The sequence below is a fragment of the Acidimicrobiales bacterium genome, assembly GCA_036491125.1.
Taxonomy (GTDB): domain Bacteria; phylum Actinomycetota; class Acidimicrobiia; order Acidimicrobiales; family AC-9; genus AC-9.
In genome coordinates, this window is sequence record DASXCO010000111.1 from 1 (window position 1) to 17,724 (window position 17,724).

The 17,724-nt window shown below is 69.7% G+C and carries 16 protein-coding genes; 12 read left to right on the forward strand and 4 right to left on the reverse strand.

The window, feature by feature from the left end; all coding sequences use genetic code 11:
* Window positions 1–348 precede the first annotated feature (348 nt).
* Window positions 349–1,548 (reverse strand): amidohydrolase family protein, encoded by a 1,200-nt coding sequence (locus tag VGF64_09540; protein HEY1634988.1) that lies wholly within the window; start codon window positions 1,546–1,548, stop codon window positions 349–351.
* A gap of 130 nt (window positions 1,549–1,678) precedes the next feature.
* On the opposite strand from VGF64_09540, the gene VGF64_09545 reads away from it, so the two are divergent.
* The 10 genes from VGF64_09545 to VGF64_09590 are packed head-to-tail and all read left to right on the forward strand — an operon-like array spanning window position 1,679 to window position 14,025.
* Window positions 1,679–4,102, forward strand: coding sequence for a glycosyltransferase (locus VGF64_09545; protein ID HEY1634989.1), 2,424 nt, complete (start codon window positions 1,679–1,681; stop codon window positions 4,100–4,102).
* Window positions 4,099–5,067 (forward strand): NAD-dependent epimerase/dehydratase family protein, encoded by a 969-nt coding sequence (locus tag VGF64_09550; GenBank protein HEY1634990.1) that lies wholly within the window; start codon window positions 4,099–4,101, stop codon window positions 5,065–5,067. Before VGF64_09545 ends, VGF64_09550 begins: the two co-directional genes overlap by 4 nt.
* Before the next feature lie 5 nt (window positions 5,068–5,072).
* A complete protein-coding gene (locus VGF64_09555; protein ID HEY1634991.1) occupies window positions 5,073–7,064 on the forward strand; it encodes an ABC transporter ATP-binding protein in 1,992 nt (663 codons plus the stop codon).
* Complete coding sequence (locus VGF64_09560) at window positions 7,061–8,212, forward strand: hypothetical protein (protein HEY1634992.1); 1,152 nt, start codon at window positions 7,061–7,063, stop codon at window positions 8,210–8,212. Before VGF64_09555 ends, VGF64_09560 begins: the two co-directional genes overlap by 4 nt.
* Window positions 8,213–8,250: 38 nt before the next feature.
* Complete coding sequence (locus VGF64_09565; protein HEY1634993.1) at window positions 8,251–9,387, forward strand: hypothetical protein; 1,137 nt, start codon at window positions 8,251–8,253, stop codon at window positions 9,385–9,387.
* Between the two features lie 30 nt (window positions 9,388–9,417).
* Window positions 9,418–10,551 carry a glycosyltransferase gene (locus VGF64_09570; GenBank protein HEY1634994.1) on the forward strand — a complete coding sequence of 378 codons (1,134 nt, stop codon included), beginning with the start codon at window positions 9,418–9,420 and terminating at the stop codon, window positions 10,549–10,551.
* A gap of 23 nt (window positions 10,552–10,574) precedes the next feature.
* Window positions 10,575–11,714 (forward strand): hypothetical protein, encoded by a 1,140-nt coding sequence (locus VGF64_09575; GenBank protein ID HEY1634995.1) that lies wholly within the window; start codon window positions 10,575–10,577, stop codon window positions 11,712–11,714.
* Complete coding sequence (locus VGF64_09580) at window positions 11,711–12,874, forward strand: hypothetical protein (GenBank protein ID HEY1634996.1); 1,164 nt, start codon at window positions 11,711–11,713, stop codon at window positions 12,872–12,874. The genes VGF64_09575 and VGF64_09580 overlap by 4 nt, the downstream gene beginning before the upstream one ends.
* Entirely contained in the window at window positions 12,875–13,489 is a 615-nt protein-coding gene (locus VGF64_09585; GenBank protein ID HEY1634997.1) for an acyltransferase, read from the forward strand. It begins immediately after the preceding gene.
* Window positions 13,486–14,025 (forward strand): acyltransferase, encoded by a 540-nt coding sequence (locus VGF64_09590; GenBank protein ID HEY1634998.1) that lies wholly within the window; start codon window positions 13,486–13,488, stop codon window positions 14,023–14,025. Before VGF64_09585 ends, VGF64_09590 begins: the two co-directional genes overlap by 4 nt.
* 49 nt (window positions 14,026–14,074) lie before the next feature.
* On the opposite strand, the gene VGF64_09595 is transcribed toward VGF64_09590, so the two are convergent.
* On the reverse strand, window positions 14,075–14,884 hold the full coding sequence (locus VGF64_09595; GenBank protein HEY1634999.1) for a hypothetical protein: 810 nt from the start codon (window positions 14,882–14,884) through the stop codon (window positions 14,075–14,077).
* 2 nt (window positions 14,885–14,886) lie between these two features.
* Entirely contained in the window at window positions 14,887–15,642 is a 756-nt protein-coding gene (locus VGF64_09600; GenBank protein HEY1635000.1) for a sulfotransferase, read from the reverse strand.
* Window positions 15,643–15,975: 333 nt separating this feature from the next.
* Here VGF64_09600 and VGF64_09605 point away from each other — a divergent pair, with 333 nt between their 5' ends.
* Window positions 15,976–16,536 carry a sigma-70 family RNA polymerase sigma factor gene (locus tag VGF64_09605; GenBank protein HEY1635001.1) on the forward strand — a complete coding sequence of 187 codons (561 nt, stop codon included), beginning with the start codon at window positions 15,976–15,978 and terminating at the stop codon, window positions 16,534–16,536.
* A 4-nt stretch (window positions 16,537–16,540) separates the two neighbouring features.
* Window positions 16,541–17,482 carry a hypothetical protein gene (locus VGF64_09610; GenBank protein HEY1635002.1) on the forward strand — a complete coding sequence of 314 codons (942 nt, stop codon included), beginning with the start codon at window positions 16,541–16,543 and terminating at the stop codon, window positions 17,480–17,482.
* 20 nt (window positions 17,483–17,502) lie between these two features.
* Here the strand turns inward: VGF64_09610 and VGF64_09615 are convergent.
* Window positions 17,503–17,724: acyl-CoA dehydrogenase family protein (locus VGF64_09615; protein HEY1635003.1), on the reverse strand; the 222-nt coding region annotated here is incomplete at its 5' end.

A 17,724-nucleotide genomic window follows, 5' to 3' on the forward strand; every position in this document is an offset into this window, starting at 1 on the left:
GCCGAGATCGAGGATCGGACCGTCCGCGGCCCCGATATGCGCAACCACCGTATCCATCCAGGCCGACATGACCTCCGGCGGGAGCCGACGGCCGGCCCCGTAGACGCCGGCCATGCGTCCGCTGTAGTCGACCTTCGCCACTGGGGCCACCTTACGACGACCACGGACGCGCTACGGGGGCTTCGGCCCCGGCACGCCGTTACCGAATGGCCACGGCTGCTGGGGAGCTGGGCCAACCGGGACCTGGTCAGCGGCTTCGTATACCGGGCATGCGCGCGCGTTGGCGCCGCGTCCGTACGGCGACGAGTTGCCCGTCGCGGCAAAGCCGAGCGCCGTGCCGAGAACGCGTCAGCCGTCGAGGGCGAGCATGCGGATGGCGTTGCCTCGCACGATCTTGTCGACCGCCTCGGGGTCGAGGTCCTTCATCTGCTCCTCGGCGATCTGGCGTGTGCGCGGCCAGGTGCTGTCGGAATGGGGGTAGTCGCTCTCGTAAGTGACGTTGTCGACGCCGATGTCGTCGAGGGACCGCAGCCCGTGCGCATCGTCGAAGAAGCAGCCGTACACGTGCTCGCGGAACAGCTCACTCGGGGGTCGCAGGACGTTCTCGGCCACGCCACCCCAGGCCCGGTTGTCCTGCCACACGACGTCGGCCCGCTCGAGGATGTAGGGGATCCAGCCGATCTGGCCTTCGGAGTAGGCGATCTTCAGATCCGGAAAGCGGTTGAAGGCGCCACACATGAGCCAGTCGACCAACGAGTAGCAGGCGTTGGCGAAGGTGAGTGTCGAGCCGACCGCCGGAGGGGCGTCCTTCGAGGTCGACGGCATCTTCGAGGACGACCCGATGTGCATGCAGATCACCGTCTGGGTCTCCTCGCAGGCGGCGAAGAACGGGTCCCAGTAGTGGTCCTTGTCGTGCACCGAGGGCAGCCCGAGGAACGGCGGGATCTCCGAGAAGCACACGGCGTGCACACCGCGGTCCGCGTTGCGCCTGACCTCGGCCGCGCCAGCCTCGGCATCCCAAAGAGGGATGAGGGTCAGCGGGATGAGCCGGCCGCCCGACTCACCGCACCACTCGTCGACCATCCAGTCGTTGTAGGCCTTCACGCACAGCAGTGCCAGGTCCTTGTCCGAGGCCTCCATGAATGTCTGTCCGCAGAAACGCGGGAACGTGGGGAAGCACAAGGACGCCTCGATCCAGTTGGTGTCCATGTCCTCGAGGCGGGGCTTGACCTGCCACGAGCCTGGGCGCATCCAGTCGTAGGTGGTCCCCTTCATGGTGATCTCGTCCCGGTCGTGGCCGACCGCGGCGTCGACCCTGAGCAGCGGACGGCGCAGGTCCTCGTACAGCCACCAGTCGACCGGCTCGCCGGGATCCCCCGGCTTGCCCGGCTCGGCCACGAACTTGCCGCCGACGAAGGAGATCTCCTTCACCGGAGCCTGCAGGACGCGTGGACCGACGTCCTGGTACCGGAAGGGGAGCCGATCCGTCCACACGGTCGGCGGCTCGACGACGTGATCGTCCACGGAGATGATCCTCGGGATCTGCATGGGCTGATCGTACCGCCAACCTGACGACGTGTCAGGCCCCTTGGAGGGCAACGGGAGGCGACCTGTAACACAATCCGCCCCAAAGACGATCCCTACCATCGCAGGCTGGGGAAAGGTCAGGTCAGCTGGGGTGCGGGTCGAAACAGACGGCAAGCAGTTCGCGCTCGATAGGCAACGGTTCCTGTTCCGAGGTGTCACCTACGGCACCTTCGGCCAGCGCGAGGACGGGGCGCTGTTCCCCGATCGGGAGCAGATCAAGCGGGACTTCTGCGCCATGCACGAAGCGGGGTTCACAGTCGTCCGGACCTACACGCCACCGCCCGACGATGTCGTAGAGCTCGCCGCGGACTGGGGCCTGAAGCTCTTCGCTGGTGTCTTCTGGCCCGACTGGCGATACCTGCTCGGCGCGTCGAGGCGCCAGCACCGGGACATCGTCCGCCGGGCCGAGAAGGAGGTGCGGGCGGTCGCCCGGCGCCTCGCCGGTACCGATGAGGTGATGGCCCTTTCGCTGGGCAACGAGGTCCCGGCCGACGTCCTGCGGTGGGTCGGCACACGAACGGTCGCCTCCGCGCTCGGCGGCCTCGTCGACACGGTACGGGACGAGGATCCTGACCAGCTCGTCTCTTACGCCAACTACCCCACCACCGAGTACCTCCCGCTCGACTCGTTCGACTTCCTCACCTTCAACGTGTTCCTCGAACGGCAGGCCGACTTCCGTCGCTACCTGACCCGGCTGCAGCACCTCTCCGGTGACCGGCCTCTCGTGCTCGGCGAGGTCGGTCTCCACGCCGGAGACGGTCCCGCCGGCGAGCGCCGTCAGGCGAGCGCTCTCGATTGGCAGCTCCAGACCGCTCTCGAGCGGGGGGTTGCGGGCGCGTGCGTATTCGCCTGGACCGACGAGTGGTCGGTGGGTGACCAGCCGGTCGAGGGCTGGCGCTTCGGTCTTACCAGGAAGGACCGCTCACCACGGCCGGCCTTCGACGTGGCCCGCTCGTGGAACGACCGCACGGTTGCCGACCTCGACTATCCCTGGCCTTCCATGAGCGTGGTGATTTGCGCGTACAACGCGGCCGAGACGCTCGACGAGTGCCTGCGACACACCTGCGCGCTCACGTACCCCGACCTCGACGTCGTCGTGGTGGATGACGGATCCACCGATGCGACCGCAGCGATCGCCGAGCGTCACACCGCCGCACGGCTGGTGAGGATCCCCCACGCCGGACTGTCCGCGGCCCGCAACGCAGGCCTCCGGGCCGCACGTGGCGACCTCGTCGCCTACCTCGACGCCGACGCCTATCCCCCGCCTGAGTGGCCCTGGTACCTGGCCCTCGGCCTCGACTCCGCAACGGTCGGGGGCGTGGGTGGTCCCAACATCCCGCCTGCTGGCGACCCGCTCGGAGCCCAGCGCGTGGCCCGGGCCCCGGGCGGACCCCTCCACGTGCTGGTGAACGACGACCGGGCCGAGCACGTGCCCGGCTGCAACATGGCGTTCTGGAAGATCGTCCTGGAGGAGATCGGCGGCTTCGACCCCGTCTACACCGCGGCGGGAGACGACGTCGACGTCTGCTGGAAGGTGCTGGACCGGGGTTGGGAGATCGGGTTTCACCCTGCGGCGTCGATCTGGCACCATCGTCGTCCCGGTCTCCGGGGCTACCTCCGCCAGCAGCGAGGCTACGGGCGGGCCGAGGCCTTGGTCGCCGCCCGTCACCCCGACCGGTTCACGCCTACCGGGTCGGCGAGGTGGCGAGGCCGGATCTACGACTCGTTCGTTCCCAGCCTCGGCCGGCAACGCGTCTACCGCGGCCTGTACGGGGCCTCTTCCTATCAGTCGGTGTACCGAGGCGGTGGCCACACCCTCGACATCGGACACCAGGTCGGAGTGCCCCTTGCCGCCCTCGCCTTGCTGACGGCTCCGCTCGGCGCCCTGTCGCCTCTCCTGGCCGCACCGGCTCTGGCCAGCGTCATCGCCATCGCGGTGCTGTTGGCAATCGACGCCAGACGGACCCGACCGCCCAGGCGACTGCGAGGGTGGGCGCCCATGTTCCGCGCGGGCGTGGCCATTCTTCACGTCCTCCAGCCCATCGTCCGCTGGTGGGCCCGCGCTCGGGTCGGAGGAGCAGCGCGGAAGCGAGTCCCATCGGCCGAGCGCCTGCCCGGGCCGGCGCGCCGCATCGGCCGCGGCGTGCTCCTCCTGCCCGCCACCGTGCCACGGCCGCAGCTGGCCGCCGCAGTGGTGCTCACCGTCCGGCGGGCCGGGCTACGGGTCGCGCCGGCAACGGGCTGGGAGGCCTACGACGCCAAGATGACAGGCTCTGCCCTGGTGACGGGGGAACTGGTCACCAGCGCCCACCCCGAGGGGAGCGTCCAGATCCGCGTCCGCCGCAGAGTGCGTCGGGCGGGCGTGCTGACCTCGCTGGTAGCGACGGGAGTGCTCCTCGGTCTGGCTCCGCCGCTGGCGGCTGTCGTCGCCGCGATCGCCGTCGTCGAAGTTGGCAGAGGTCTGTGGCGGACCGGGCCCCTCGTGGTCCGTGTCGTCGAGGAGGCGGCCCGGTGAGCCGCCGGGCCCTCGTGCTGGGCGTGGGTGGGTTCCTCGGTTCGCACCTGGCCCGGTACCTGCTCACCGACGGCTGGGTCGTCACCGGCGTGGTTCGGGATCTCGACGATCCCCACGTCGCCACGCGGCTCGGCTCGATCGTGGCCGACGTGCAGCTCGTGGCCGGCGACGCCACCGACTCCGATCTCCTGGGGCGTTTGGTCCAGGACCTGGACGCCGTGTTTCCCTTCGCTGGCCACTCGGGCGCATCCCGCAGCTTGCGCGAGCCCTTCGACGACCTTGTCGGCAATGCTGGCGGCCAGCTGGCGCTGCTGGAGGCCCTGCGTCGTCACAACCAGGGCGCGCGAGTGGTGTTCCCCGGGTCGCGCCTGCAGTACGGCCTTGCCGGCCACCTGCCGGTCGGCGAGGATCACCCGCAGCAACCCGTCAGCCTCTACGGGCTCCACAAGATGATGGGCGAGCACTACCACCGCCTCTATCACGACCTCTACGGGCTACCGACGTGCTCGCTGCGGATCTCCAACCCGTACGGACCCGGCCAGGACCGCCCGGACCGGGCATTCGGCGTCGTGGGCAACTTCCTCGCCACCGCAGCAGCAGGAGGGGACATCGCCGTCTACGGCGGCGGTACGCAGCTGCGGGACTACGTCCACGTTGACGACGTTGTCGAGCTGTGCGCCATTGCCGCCACCCACCCGGCTGCAATAGGCGAAGCCTTCAACGCGGGCGGCCCGGCACCAGTGTCGATCCGGGAGATGGCCGAGGCAGTGGTTCGAGCGGTGGGCCGCGGGCGAGTGGCCGCGGCGCCGTGGCCGGCCATGGAGGCGGCAGTCGAGACCGGTGACTACGTCAGCGACCTCCGCCGGGTCCACGCCAGTCTCGGGTGGCAGCCTCAAGTCGGCCTCGAGACCGGGTTGGCCGGGACCTGGGAGGCACTGGCGCCCATGCTGACCCAGGCGGTCTGAGCGGCGTGCGCATCGGAGCGCCTCTCGTCGCTGTCGCAGCGGTCGGTCTTGCTGGGATTGTCAACGTCGTAGGAGCACTCAATGGCTGGCGGCGAAGATCCCCGGCGGCGGCCGGACTCTCGGTCGAGCGCCGGCTGCTCGTCTACCTCATGCCCTATTGGCCGGCCGTCCTGGTCGCCTTAGGCATCGGCGCCGCGTCGGTCGTCGTCGGGCTGGCCAAGCCGTGGCCGACCAAGATCCTGGTCGACAATGTCCTCGGTCGGCATCCCTTCCACGGACTGGGACCTCAACCGACGCTGGCCCTCACCGTGGCGGCGACACTCCTGCTCTTCGCCGGCTCAGCCGCGCTCGGGGTGCTCCAGACCCGGGTGGTGTACGGGCTGGCACAACGGCTCATCGAAGACATGAGAGGCCGATTGTTCGGCCATCTCACCCGGCTGTCGCTCCGCTACCACGACACCGCCGGAGCGGGGGACGGCATCTACCGAGTCACCACTGACACCTATGCAGTCCAGGCCGTCCTGCTCAACGGGCTGCTCCCCACCGCCACGGCGCTGCTCACGCTGATCGGCACCTTGTTGGTGATGCTGAAGCTCGACGTCGAGCTGACCCTGGTGGCCGTGGTTTCGACACCGTTGGCCCTCGTGGTCACATCTCGCTTCGGTGGCCGGATCCGCTCGTTCGCCCTCGTCCACGCCCAGCGCGAGTCCGAGGTCTACGCCCAGGCGGAGCAGACCCTCGGAGGCATCCGGACCGTCCAGGCATTTGCCCGCCAGCAATACGAGACCGACCGCTTCCGCGGGCGGGTGACCGCCTCCCGCCAAGCGATGATGCGCTTGGTGAGTCTCCAGACCGTCTTCGGAATCAGCGTAAACGGCGTGCTGGCGGCCGGCATGGGTCTGGTCACCTTGCTGGCCGCCGAGCAGGCCCTATCGGGCCGGCTGTCTACTGGCGAGGTGCTCGTGTTCATCACCTACGCCGGAAGCCTCTACTCTCCGGTGTCGGGGCTCTCCACGGTTTTCGCCGATCTGCAGCAAGCCGCCGCCAACGCCTATCGAGTCTTCCACGTGCTCGACCAGCCCCAGCCCGAGGAGCCCGACCGGCCGGTACCGACGCCAACACGCTCCGCCGGGATCGTGGCCTTCCATAACGTGAGCTTCAGCTACCGGCGGGGCCAGCCCGTACTGCACGGCGTGAGCTTCGACGTCCGGTCTGGGGAGCTGGCGGCGCTGGTCGGTCCCACTGGCGCGGGCAAGTCCACCATCGCCAGCCTGCTACTGCGTATGTACGACCCGACCCGGGGCCGGATCACCCTCGACGGGATCGACGTGCGCCACGTCAGATCGGAGTGGCTGCGTGAGCAGGTGGCGTTCGTCCCCCAGGACCCCGTCTTGTTCCCAGACAGTGTGCGCGAGAACATCCGCTATGGACGTCTCGACGCCACCGACGCCGAAGTGGAGCAGGCGGCGCGCGACGCCAACATCTTCGACGAGCTGGTAACTCAGGCCGATGACCTCGACACCGCCGTGGGTGACCGAGGGGTCATCCTGTCGGGAGGACAACGTCAGCGAGTGGCGCTGGCCCGGGCCTTCCTGCGCGACGCGCCGGTGGTCCTGCTGGACGAGCCGACCAGCGCGCTGGATGCCGGGACCGAGGCCCTCATCATGGACGCCGTCGAGAGGCTCACCCGGTACCGCACCTGCGTAGTAATTGCCCACCGGCTAGCCACGGTCAAGCGGGCCGATCAGGTGCTGGTAGTGCAGGGCGGGAGGATCGTCCAGTCCGGCGCCCACGCGCGGTTGATCCGCGTTTCCGGTCTGTACCGGGACCTGCACGAGGCGCGCTTCGGGCGCGAGCCCGGGCCCGAGGCGCGAGTCGGCCGATCCACGACGGTTACCAACGGTTCCAAGCGTCGTCTCAACGGGTCCAAACGCTATGCGACGAGCTCCGCGGCGCAGCCTGCCGGAGCCGCACCGTTGGCGGGCGGGCGCCCGTGACCAGCGTGGTGGTGTGCGGCATCGCCGGCTACTTCCCCCTCGCGGGTGTGGCTCTGCACTACCTGCAATACTGCCTCGGCTTCCGAGATCTAGGTGTCGAGGTCTCCTACCTCGAGGACAATCAGGCCTGGCCGCTGCACCCCGACACGCGCGATCCCGATGGCACGGCCGCCTATACCGTGGCGTGGCTGACCGAGCTTTTCGGCCGCTTCGAGCTGCCATGGGCCTACCGGGACCCCTCGGGGGACTGGCACGGGGCCACCGGAGCCGAGGTCCACGCCCGGTGTGCCCGAGCCGATCTGCTCCTCAACGTCAGTGGGGGTAGCACCCTGGGCGAACACCACCGCCGAGCAGGGCTGGTGGCTTACGTGGACACTGACCCCGCCTTTACTCAGGTCGCGGCCGAGCAGCACAAGGGCGTGAGGGACTGGATCGCCCGCCACGACCTGCATTTCACGTTCGCCGAGCTGTACGGACGTCCGGAGTGCCGGCTGCCCTCGGGGGGGTTCCGATGGATCACCACCCGGCAGCCGGTATGGCTGCCGTTCTGGAACCACACACGCGACCGACCCGGGACGGATTACACGACCGTGATGCACTGGGCCCCCTATGGAGTCGCGCACTGGGACGGCGAGGAGTGGGGCCAGAAGAACGCCGAGTTCCCGTTGGTCCTCGACCTTCCCGGCCGGACAGGCGCATCCTTCGAGGTGGGCCTCGATGCGAGCGTCGACGGCAACGCCCCCGTCGAGGAGATCCGGCAAGCCGGATGGCGGGTGGTGGACCCCCGCGTGCCGACCCGCACGATATGGAGTTTCCGCGACTACATCGCGGCCAGCCGCGGCGAGGTCACAGTGGCCAAGCAGGGTTACGTACGCTCACGGAGCGGCTGGTTCTCCGAACGCGGCGCCAACTACCTCGCCGCCGGTCGGCCCGTGATTGCCCAGGACACCGGGTGGGGCGAGCACGACCTGCTTCCGACGGGCCAGGGGCTTTTCCCGTTCTCCACTACCGAGGAGGCCGCGGCCGCGGTCGAAGCCGTGAACGCCGATGCTGACAAGCATGCCCAAGCCGCCCGAAGTCTCGCCGCCCGGGAGTTCGACGCGTCCAAGGTGCTGGCCCGCATGCTCTCAGACGCCGGAGTCGACTGAGTGAGGACGGCCGGACGAATCAAAGGGAAGGACGGAAAATGCGAGTAGTGGTGAGCGGCTGGGTGGCGCCGTTCCCCGTTGCCGGCTTCCTGTGGCACGCGGTCTCCTACGCGTTGGGCTTCCGGGACCTCGGCCACGAGGTCTGGTACGTAGAAGATCCCGGCTGGACCGCCGACCGCGGCTTCGATCCCCTCACCCGGCTGCCCGATCCCGACTGCGACGCCGGTGCGCGCTTTCTAGCCGAGGAACTCGATCGGATAGGCCTGACGGGGCGCTGGGCGCTCCGCCATCCGAGCGGGAGGGTCTCTGGCCTCAGCGCTTCAGAGCTAGACGAGGTGCTGCGGGGAGCCGATCTACTCGTGAACGTCTCGCTGCTCCTTCCCGACCGGCCGGAGTACCGCTGCATCCCGCACCGCTTCGCCATAGACACCGACCCCGTCTTTACCCAGGTCGGGGTGGCCAGGGGTTGGGACGTGGCCGAACGCCACACCAGGCTGTTCACCTTCGGGCGTGCGCCACTGCCGGGCCAGCAGCCCGCCCACGAGTGGGTACCTACGCGACAGGCGGTCCATGCCGAGTCGTGGCCGGTGGCGCCGCCGTCCCGGCCCGGCGACCCCTTCACCACAGTCACCTCTTGGCAGGCCTTCTCGAAGCCGCTGGTCTTCGAGGGTCGCGAATACGGCATGAAGGACCGGTCGATCCGGGAACACCTCGACCTGCCCGGGCGCACCGCCGTACCTATCGAGATCGGCCTGGCCGGGGGCGAGGGCGCCGAGGAAGGCGGCCCGGTCCTGGCCGCCCACGGGTGGCGGATTACCGACGCCCTGGCCGCTACCCGCTCCAGCGTCGACTACCGGACGTTCGTCTCCAACAGCGCTGGGGAGATCGGCTTCGCCAAGCACGCCTACGCGGTGGCGCGCTGCGGGTGGTTCTCCGACCGCACCTGCTGCTACCTGGCCTCCGGGCGCCCAGCCGTGGTGCAGGACACTGGCTGGGTCGACTGGCTCCCCAACGGCGACGGCATCCTCGCGTTCCGCACGACGGCCGAGGCGGCAGCCGGCCTCGAGAAGGTGGCAGCCGATCCTGAGCGTCACGCGGCGGCCGCTCGCAAACTGGCCGAGGAGCATTTCGACGCCGCCGGGGTATGTGCTGGGCTGCTGGAGGCAGGCATATGAGCACGGCGGCCGGATGACCGGGGGCGGCCCATGAACGTGGTCGTCAGCGGCTACTACGCCGGCTTCCCCGTAGCGGGCCTGTTCTGGCACGCGGTTTCGTTCGCGCTGGGGTTCACCGAACTTGGCCATCAGGTCTGGTACCTGGAGGACTCCGGGGACGTCCCCTGGGGTTTCGATTTCGAACGGCTCGACTTCGACCACGACTGCCGTTACGGCGTCCGCCGCCTGGCTGCCGAGATGGACGCCGTCGGCATGGGGGATCGTTGGGTCTACCGCCACGTGCCCACCGATCGCTGGGACGGCCTCGGCCGCGACCGCGCCATGGACGTCCTGGCCGGCGCCGACGTGCTGGTGAACGTCTCGCTCTCGGCACCGATGCGTCCGGAGTACTTGCACATTCCACATCGCCTCGCCGTTGACACCGACCCCGTGTTCAACCAGGTGCGTATGCGCACGAGTACCACACCGACGGCCACGGTGGCCGATACCCATACCCGCCTGTTTACGTTCGGTCGGCCTCCCCTCCCGGCTCCTCGGCCCGGCGACGAGTGGTTGCCGACCCGCCAGCCTGTGGTTTCCCGCCTGTGGCCGGTGGCCGGTCCGCCCGAGCCCGATGCACCTTTCACGACCGTCACCCACTGGGAGGCCTACCCCGGGATCAGCTGGGACGGCGTGTACTACGGGACCAAGGGCGACACCATGCGCGAGTACGCCGATCTTCCCCACCGCACGGGCGTACCACTGTCGCTGGCTCTCGGCGGCAGCGCCAGGGCTCAGCGCACAATGACCGGAGGGGGTTGGCACGTGCGCGAGCCCGTCGGGGTGAGCGAGAAGACCACCGACTACCGGGCCTGGATAGCAGCGAGCGCCGGGGAGATCGGCTTCGCCAAGCACGGCTACGTGACGGCCCGGTCTGGGTGGTTCTCCGACCGCACCTGCTCCTACCTAGCCTCCGGTCGCCCGGCGGTCGTGCAGGACACCGGCTGGAGCGAATGGCTGCCCGAGGGTGAGGGGGTGCTGGCCTTCTCCGACCCGGCCCAGGCCGCGGCGGCCCTGGAGGAGGTGGCCGCCGACCCAGGGCGCCACGCCCGCGCCGCCCGAAAGCTGGTGGAAGAGCACTTCGAGGCCGAGCACGTGTGCGCGGCGATGCTGGAAGCGCTTTGACCCCCGACGCTCCCGCCCGCCCGGTGGCAGTGGTCGTGGGCTACCTAGTCCGCTATCCGCTGGCCGGCATGGCGTGGGTCAACCTCAATTGGATGCTCGGCCTGCGCGACCTCGGCTTCGAACCTGTGTTCATGGAGGCGGCGGTGACTGAGCAAGCCTGCTGGGACGTCGACGCCGGCGCTCTGACCGACGATGCCGGCTACGGGACCCGCTTCCTCGAAGACGCCTTGGCAGCCGTCGGACTGGCCGGTACTCGCTGGTGGTACCGGGGTGGGGGGCGAAACTGGGGCATGTCCGCCGACGAGGCGGAGGCCGTTCTCGAGTCCAGCGCCGTACTGGTCAATGTCGGAGCGTCGTCATGGTGCCGGGCCTTCGAGCGGGCTCCCCGGCGCGTCCTGGTCGACTGCGACGCCCCCCTGACCCAGCTCAAGCTGGCCGAGGGACGTGAGCCGCTCACGACGATGGTCGCGGCCCACGACACCCTCGCCACCTCGGCGGTGAACCTGGCCGAAGCCGGAGGCGGCCCTTTCCCTACCGGCGGTCGGCAGTGGATCCCCGTGGTGCCTCCCGTGCACCTGAACTCCTGGCCGGCCGTGGCCATGCCCGCCCGAGGTCGCTGGACGACCGTCACCTCTTGGAGCACAGGCGCTACCGTCCGCCACGAAGGTGTCGTCTACGGCCAGAAGGACCGGCAGTACGAACGGCACATGGCCCTGCCGGCGATGGTCGAGGCGGAGCTAGAGCTGGCGGTAGCGTCCAATGCCCCTGTTGGGCGACTGGTGTCGGAGGGCTGGCGGGTCATCGATCCGGTGCCGGTCACCCGCACTCTGGACGCTTTGGCCACCTACGTGCGTGGGTCACGGGGCGAGCTCGCTGTGGCCAAGGAAGGCTTCGTGGTCGCCCGCACCGGCGCCATGAATGACCGGTCGCTCCTCTACCTGTCATCAGGGCGCCCCGTGGTGTGCTCCGACGTCGGTCTCGATTGGCTACCCGTCGGGGAGGGCCTGCTCACCTTCTCCGGGTCGGAGGACGCTGCTAGCGCCATCCGCACCGTCGACAACGAGCCCGAGCGCCATGCCAAGGCAGCCCGGGCCTTGGCTGAGCGGTTCGCGGCAGCCGCCGTCGTAGGCAGGCTGCTCGCCGACGCGGACGTCGCCCCATGAAGGCCGTGGTCTGCGGCGTAATGGCCACCTGGCCGGTCGGCGGGGTGGCCTGGGACTACCTGCAGTACGTCCTCGGTCTGGAGGAGCTCGGCTTCGAGGTCACCTACCTGGAAGACGCCGGCCTCGCCGGCTACGAGCCGGTGGAGCGCTGCTATACCGAGGATCTGGCCGGGGGCGTGGCCTTCCTGCAGTCCACCCTGGCCGACAACGCGGCCGGGATAGCCGGCAGCGGCCGCTGGCACGTGCGCGGTCCGGACGGACAGACGTGGGGGATGGACCCGTCGGCCCTGATCGAGACGGTCGCGGGCGCCGATGTGTTCCTCAACGTCTCGGGCATGTGCCTGCTGCGCGAGGAGTACTTGGAGAGCCGGTGCAAGGTTCTCATCGACACCGACCCGGGCTGGAATCACTTCGTGGTATTCCCCCGCCACGACGCGGGCATGCTGTGGCCGGGCACGTCCGGTTTCCGGGCCCATGACAGGTTCTTCACCTACGCGGCCCGCACCGGACGACCCGGGTGCCAGCTCCCTGACCTGGGCCTCCAGTGGGAGGCCTTGCTGCCGCCGGTAGTGACCAGCCGGTGGACGGCGCGGCCCGCCGGGCGGCGCTGGACCACGGTGCTCACCTGGGACAACTACGCCGGCGTCGTCGAGCACTGCGGTCGTCGCTACGGTTCGAAGGGTCCGGAGTTGGCCCGTATTGAGGACTTGCCGGCCCTCACCGGCCTGGAGCTGGAGCTGGCCGTAGGCGGCGTCGATCCGCCGGTCGAACGCTGGCAGAGCAGGGGTTGGTCGGTCGTGGACGGGCCGTCTGCCAGCCGCACCGCCGACAGCTACCGCGGATACGTGTCGGGCTCGCGCGGCGAATGCAGCGTGGCCAAGCAGATCTACACGGCGACCGGCTCGGGATGGTTCAGCTCCCGGTCGGTCTGCTACCTGGCAGCGGGCCGTCCCGCCGTTCTACAGGACACCGGTTGGAGCGAGGGCCTTCCCAACGGGCGCGGGTTGCTTTCCTTCGACGACGCCGAAGGCGCAACGCGGGCCCTACGGACGGTCGAACGCGACTACGAGCGTCACGCGGTCGCCGCCCGGGAGATGGCGGAGGAGCACTTCGCCGCTTCGGTGGTGCTGGGCCGCTTGCTCGACCGGGTGGGCGCCTGAGTGGAGGAAGGAACCGCCAGCGGCGACGGACCGATGGCCCGCCCTCTGCCGCCGCTCGAGGATCTGACGGGCGCCTGGGACTACCGGACCGTGCCGCCCAACGTGATCGTCGGGGAGGGGTGCTACATCGAGCGCCGGGATAGCTTGGCATCCTTCCGCAGTCGGCGTCATCCCGGCCTGGTGCTCGGCCAGCGGGTGGTCGTGTACACCTGGGCCGGCTTCGGCGTAGAGGAGGGTGGGCTGCTCGAGGTCGGCGACGATTGCGTGCTCGTGGGACCGCTGTTCATGTGTGCCAACCACATCCGCCTCGGCGAGCGGGTGGTGATCTCCTACAACGTCACCGTGGCCGACTGCGACTTTCACCCGCTGAACGTGGAGGCCCGGCGGCGGGACGCTGTGGCTCTTGCTCCGGGAGGCGACCGCTCGAGCCGGCCCCTCATCGACACCGCGCCCGTGCTGATCGAGGACGACGCCTGGATCGGTATCGGTGCCACCGTCCTGAAGGGCGTAACCATCGGGGCCGGGGCCCGAGTGCAGGCAGGCTCGATTGTGACCTCCGACGTAGCGGCCGGCACCAGAGTCCAAGGCAACCCGGCTCGTCCGATCGGCCCGTGACTGCACCCGTTCTCGAGCACGACTGGTATCCGGCCCCGGTCCCGGCCAACGTGGAGGTGGGCCCGGGCAGCTGGTTGTACTCGGCCTTCGCGTTCTTGCACTACCGGAGCCAACGCCCGGTGGGGCTGCGAGTCGGCCGCAACACCGGCATCTATATCGACACCCTGTTCGACCTGGGCCCGCACGGCGAAGTGGATATCGGGGACCACTGCACCTTGGCCGGGCCGATCTTCTGTACGAGGGGTCGGGTGGCGATCGGAAACAGAGTCCTGATCTCCTCCAGGGTGCTGGTCGCGGACGACCCGTTCTCGTGCCCACCCGGCAACCACGTCCCGGACCTGGGGGCCGGCCATTCCCCTCCCGCCGTCGTCGAGATCGGGGACGACGCCTGGATCGGCACCGGCGCCACGTTGCTGGCCGGCGCCCGGATCGGGGCCGGCGGCATCGTCGGCGCCGCCACCGTCGTGGACTTCGAGGTCCCGGAGATGACGATCGTGGGCGGCGACCCGGCCCGGATCATCGGTCGCTCCGACTGAATAGTGCTTGCCGCTGCCCTCATAACGCGGCCGTTCCTGCCTCGCCGGCTCATGCCTGGCCGCGCTCGGGGCCTTGAACGCGGTCGAGCAGCTCCACCATGACGGGGACCGAGCCCGCCACCGGGCCGGTGGTGAGCTCCTCATGCACCTCCAGGGCAGCGGCCAGCTGCCGACCACCCGATCCGGGAGCGGACCGAGCCGAGCTGCGGCGCAGCGCAGGCTCGACGAAGGCGCTCAGCTCGTCAACAAGGGCGGCACCGGGAGGCTCCAAGCCTAAATGACTCGCGACCGCGCCGAGCGTTCCGCCGATAGCGGAGAACCAGTCCTCGTAACGCACGGCGAGCGCATCGGGTGCGTTCACCACAGCGGCCGCCGTGTAGCGAAGCCACAGCTGGGCGCCCTCCTCGGGGCTGAGGCCGTCCCGCCGAGTCAGGGAATCGACCACCTCGCGGGGGTCGCGCACCGAGATGACTGTTCGGTCCACCGCCGCCGCGTAGCGCCAAAACGGCAGCAACAGGCACAAGCGTGGGTCCTTGAATCCACATGGCTGCCCGGCGTCGAGGACCGGAGCGCGCTCGGCCACGAGCTGGGCCGCCCACACCCGGAACGGCTCGAGGCGCCATTCCCCCGCCCACTCACCCAGCAACGTGGGCGGGTCGTGCCACCATCCGCCCAGAAAGCCCAATAGTTGGTCATTGAGCTGCACCACCCGGTTGTCCTCCCAGTAGCCACGCGGGTTGTCGTCGTTGGCGGGCAACAACCAACGCTCCGGTCCGAGGTCGGCGCCGAGGAGGTGCACCGCGCGCGCGAGCACCGAGGTCCCGGCGCGGTGCATGCCGGTGACGCAGATGATCCCCACGCTCAGTATGTCGCTGCACCGCCGGCCAGACCGGCGGCGACCGCCGTCGGCCAGCAGCCGAAGTCCAGATCCGGGACAAGCTCGGCCAGCCGGGCCAGGTCGGGGGCATAGGCGGCGGTGAGGGCCTCGGCCGCGGCGGGCGGTACCGGGACCTTGGGCCCGGCGGTTTCGAGCCGGCGCTCCTCGAGCCGATCGGGCACGAAAGCCGAGTCCAAACGACAGAAAGAGTAGGTGCGCGCCAGTTCGGCCCGGGTGTCGGAGACGCAGCGTTCGAACTGGAGCACGAGCACCTCTGTGGCGGGCACGACAGCGAAGAGCCGAGCCAGCTGGGCGCCGTAGAGCCCCCGAGCGAATGCGTCTGTGGCCACCAGGGCGGTCGGCGGTAGCCCATCGTAGGAGAGGCTGTGTGTGAGCCCCGACCGGTAGCGTTCCAGTGGGTCCCGCAGGAGGACCAACAAACGGGCGCGGGGCGCCGCCAAACGCAGGAGGGCAGGAACCCACGGATCCTGCAGGTAGCGCGGCGTCCACTCCCCCACGACGCCATCCCCGGCGAGCGTGAAGTGGGAGTGGTACTCGGCCACCTCCGCCTCCCCGAACGGCTGGGCCCAGAAGCGGTCGAAGAAGTGCAGCTCCTTGAGACCGGGGTCGGAGGCGCAGGAAGGATGGGCGCAGAGCAACTCGTACCACCAAGATGTCCCCGACCGCTGCACTCCTACGCCAACGAAATCGGGCGGCCGAGGAACGCCGGCGGCGGGCATCGCTGGAGGCTACCGCTCGCCGGCGCCCGCCGTCCCTCGCAAGATCGACGGCACGACCCACCCTGTCGGTTGGCGCGATCAGCGGGAACCGAGGACATGGACGATCATCGCACCGGGCGCAATTGCGCCAGCACGCCCGGGACCCGACACGACGATCCCGAGCTCATCGACCCAACCGCCGTGGCCAACGGCCGAGGAGCGAGAATTGCCTGCTCAGCAGGCATGGTCCCCAGAAGCGCCGCCAGGTGGGCGCAAGTATTCAGCCCTCCGACCGTTACAAACACATGGCGCGGATCTCGGTCAAGCGCCGGTTGCGTATGCTCCGGCGCACCAATGCTCGGGGAACGGTTCGCTGTGGCTCTGAAGGATGCCCAGGGGGGAGATCAGGCCGCGTTCGCACTGTTGTTCCGAGATCTCCAACCGGCTGTTGTCCGATACCTGCGGGTGGTCGCGACAGCCGCTGCCGAGGACCTAGCCGCAGAGACCTGGCTGGAGGTGGTGCGAGGCTTCCGCCGGTTCTCGGGCGACGAGGCAGGGTTCCGCTCCTGGGTGCTCACGATCGCACGTCGCCGCCACATCGATCGGCTGCGCGCCCTGTCCCGACGGGCACCCGAGGTCACCTACGTGGAATCGCTGGAGACTGTGGGTCGTATCGACGACGCTGCCATCGCAGTCGAGGAGAACCTCTCGACCGAGGCGACGCTCCGCCTCATCGCCACCCTCCCGCCGGCGCAGGCAGAGGTGGTGACGCTGCGCGTGGTCGCAGGGCTGAGCGCCACAGCGGTGGCCGAGATCGTCGGGCGCCGCCCGGGATCGGTGCGCATTCTGGCTCATCGAGGACTGCGGCGCCTCGCCGAGCACGTCACCGCCAGGCCCGGGGCCGTGGAGGCTTGACACCATGAGCCCTGCGGACGATGCGTCTTTCGAGATCGCAGATCTCGGAACGTCCTGGCCGCATCACGGCTTGTTCGATCCACTCGCCCTCGACGAGGGCACGGCCAGTCGCATCCTCGACGGTCTCGGCCCGGACGACGTGCCTCCGGGCTACGTCGGCCTGGCCAGGCTCTTGGCCGCCGCGTCGGCTCCCGCCCATGCCGACGAGCTGGAGGAAGAGGCGACGGTCATCGCTGCGTTCCTCGGCGAGCCGATCCAGACCGTCGAGCTACCGATCCAGACCACCCAGCCACCCTCACGCCGCCGGCGTGGCACGCTCGTCCGCGGGCTCGTCTCCCAGAAGGTTGCCGTGGCCGCCGTCGCAGGAGGGCTCGTGGTCGGCGGCGCAGCGGCCGCCGCCGCCACTGGATCGCTGCCTAGCGCCGCCCAGGGCGTGGCCTCCCAAGTGCTGAGCTTCGTCGGTCTCGACGTCCCTGGCCCCAGCAACAGTGCCGGCCATCATCCGGTCACACCAGGTACTTCGGGCACGCCACCCACGACCGCTCTCACTGGACCTGGGTCGGCCGACAGCGGGTCGGCGAGCTGCATCGCACCCTGCGGTGGTCTGCTACCGCCGGGCGCCAAGAGCAGTGCCGGCGCGGCGGCCTCCGGAGCTCCCGCGGGCACGCCGAACCCTGCGACAGGTACGACCAGCTCGGCAAGCAAGGGGGCCAGCTCGGCCGGCACGACGAGGGCCGACAACGCGAGCGGGGGCGCGAGCACCGCCGGCTCGGGCAATGCCGGCTCCAACCCGGGGCCTGGCGCTACCACGGGCACAAGCAGGGGGTCCAGCGACACCGGCTCTGGCGCGGGCGGCGCCGGCTCGGGCGCGGGCAACGCCGGCTCCCACCAGGGTGGCGGCGGGGCGAACAGCTCGAGCCAGGGCCAGGCACACGGCAAGCCATGACCCACGGTCATCGAGCCTGATCAGGCGTCGAGCACTTCGACTGCAACCAGCTCCTCCAGATAGCGGGAGTCCCACCAGGAAAGCTGGAGCTGCTTGGCCCGGCGGAAGTACAGCTGGATGTCGTACTCGACGGTGAAGCCGACGCCACCGAACACCTGCTGGGCCATGGCGGTCACGTCACGGAAGGTCTGACAGGCGAACAGCTTGGCCATGGGGGCCAGCCGCGCCGTCGACCGGCCCGT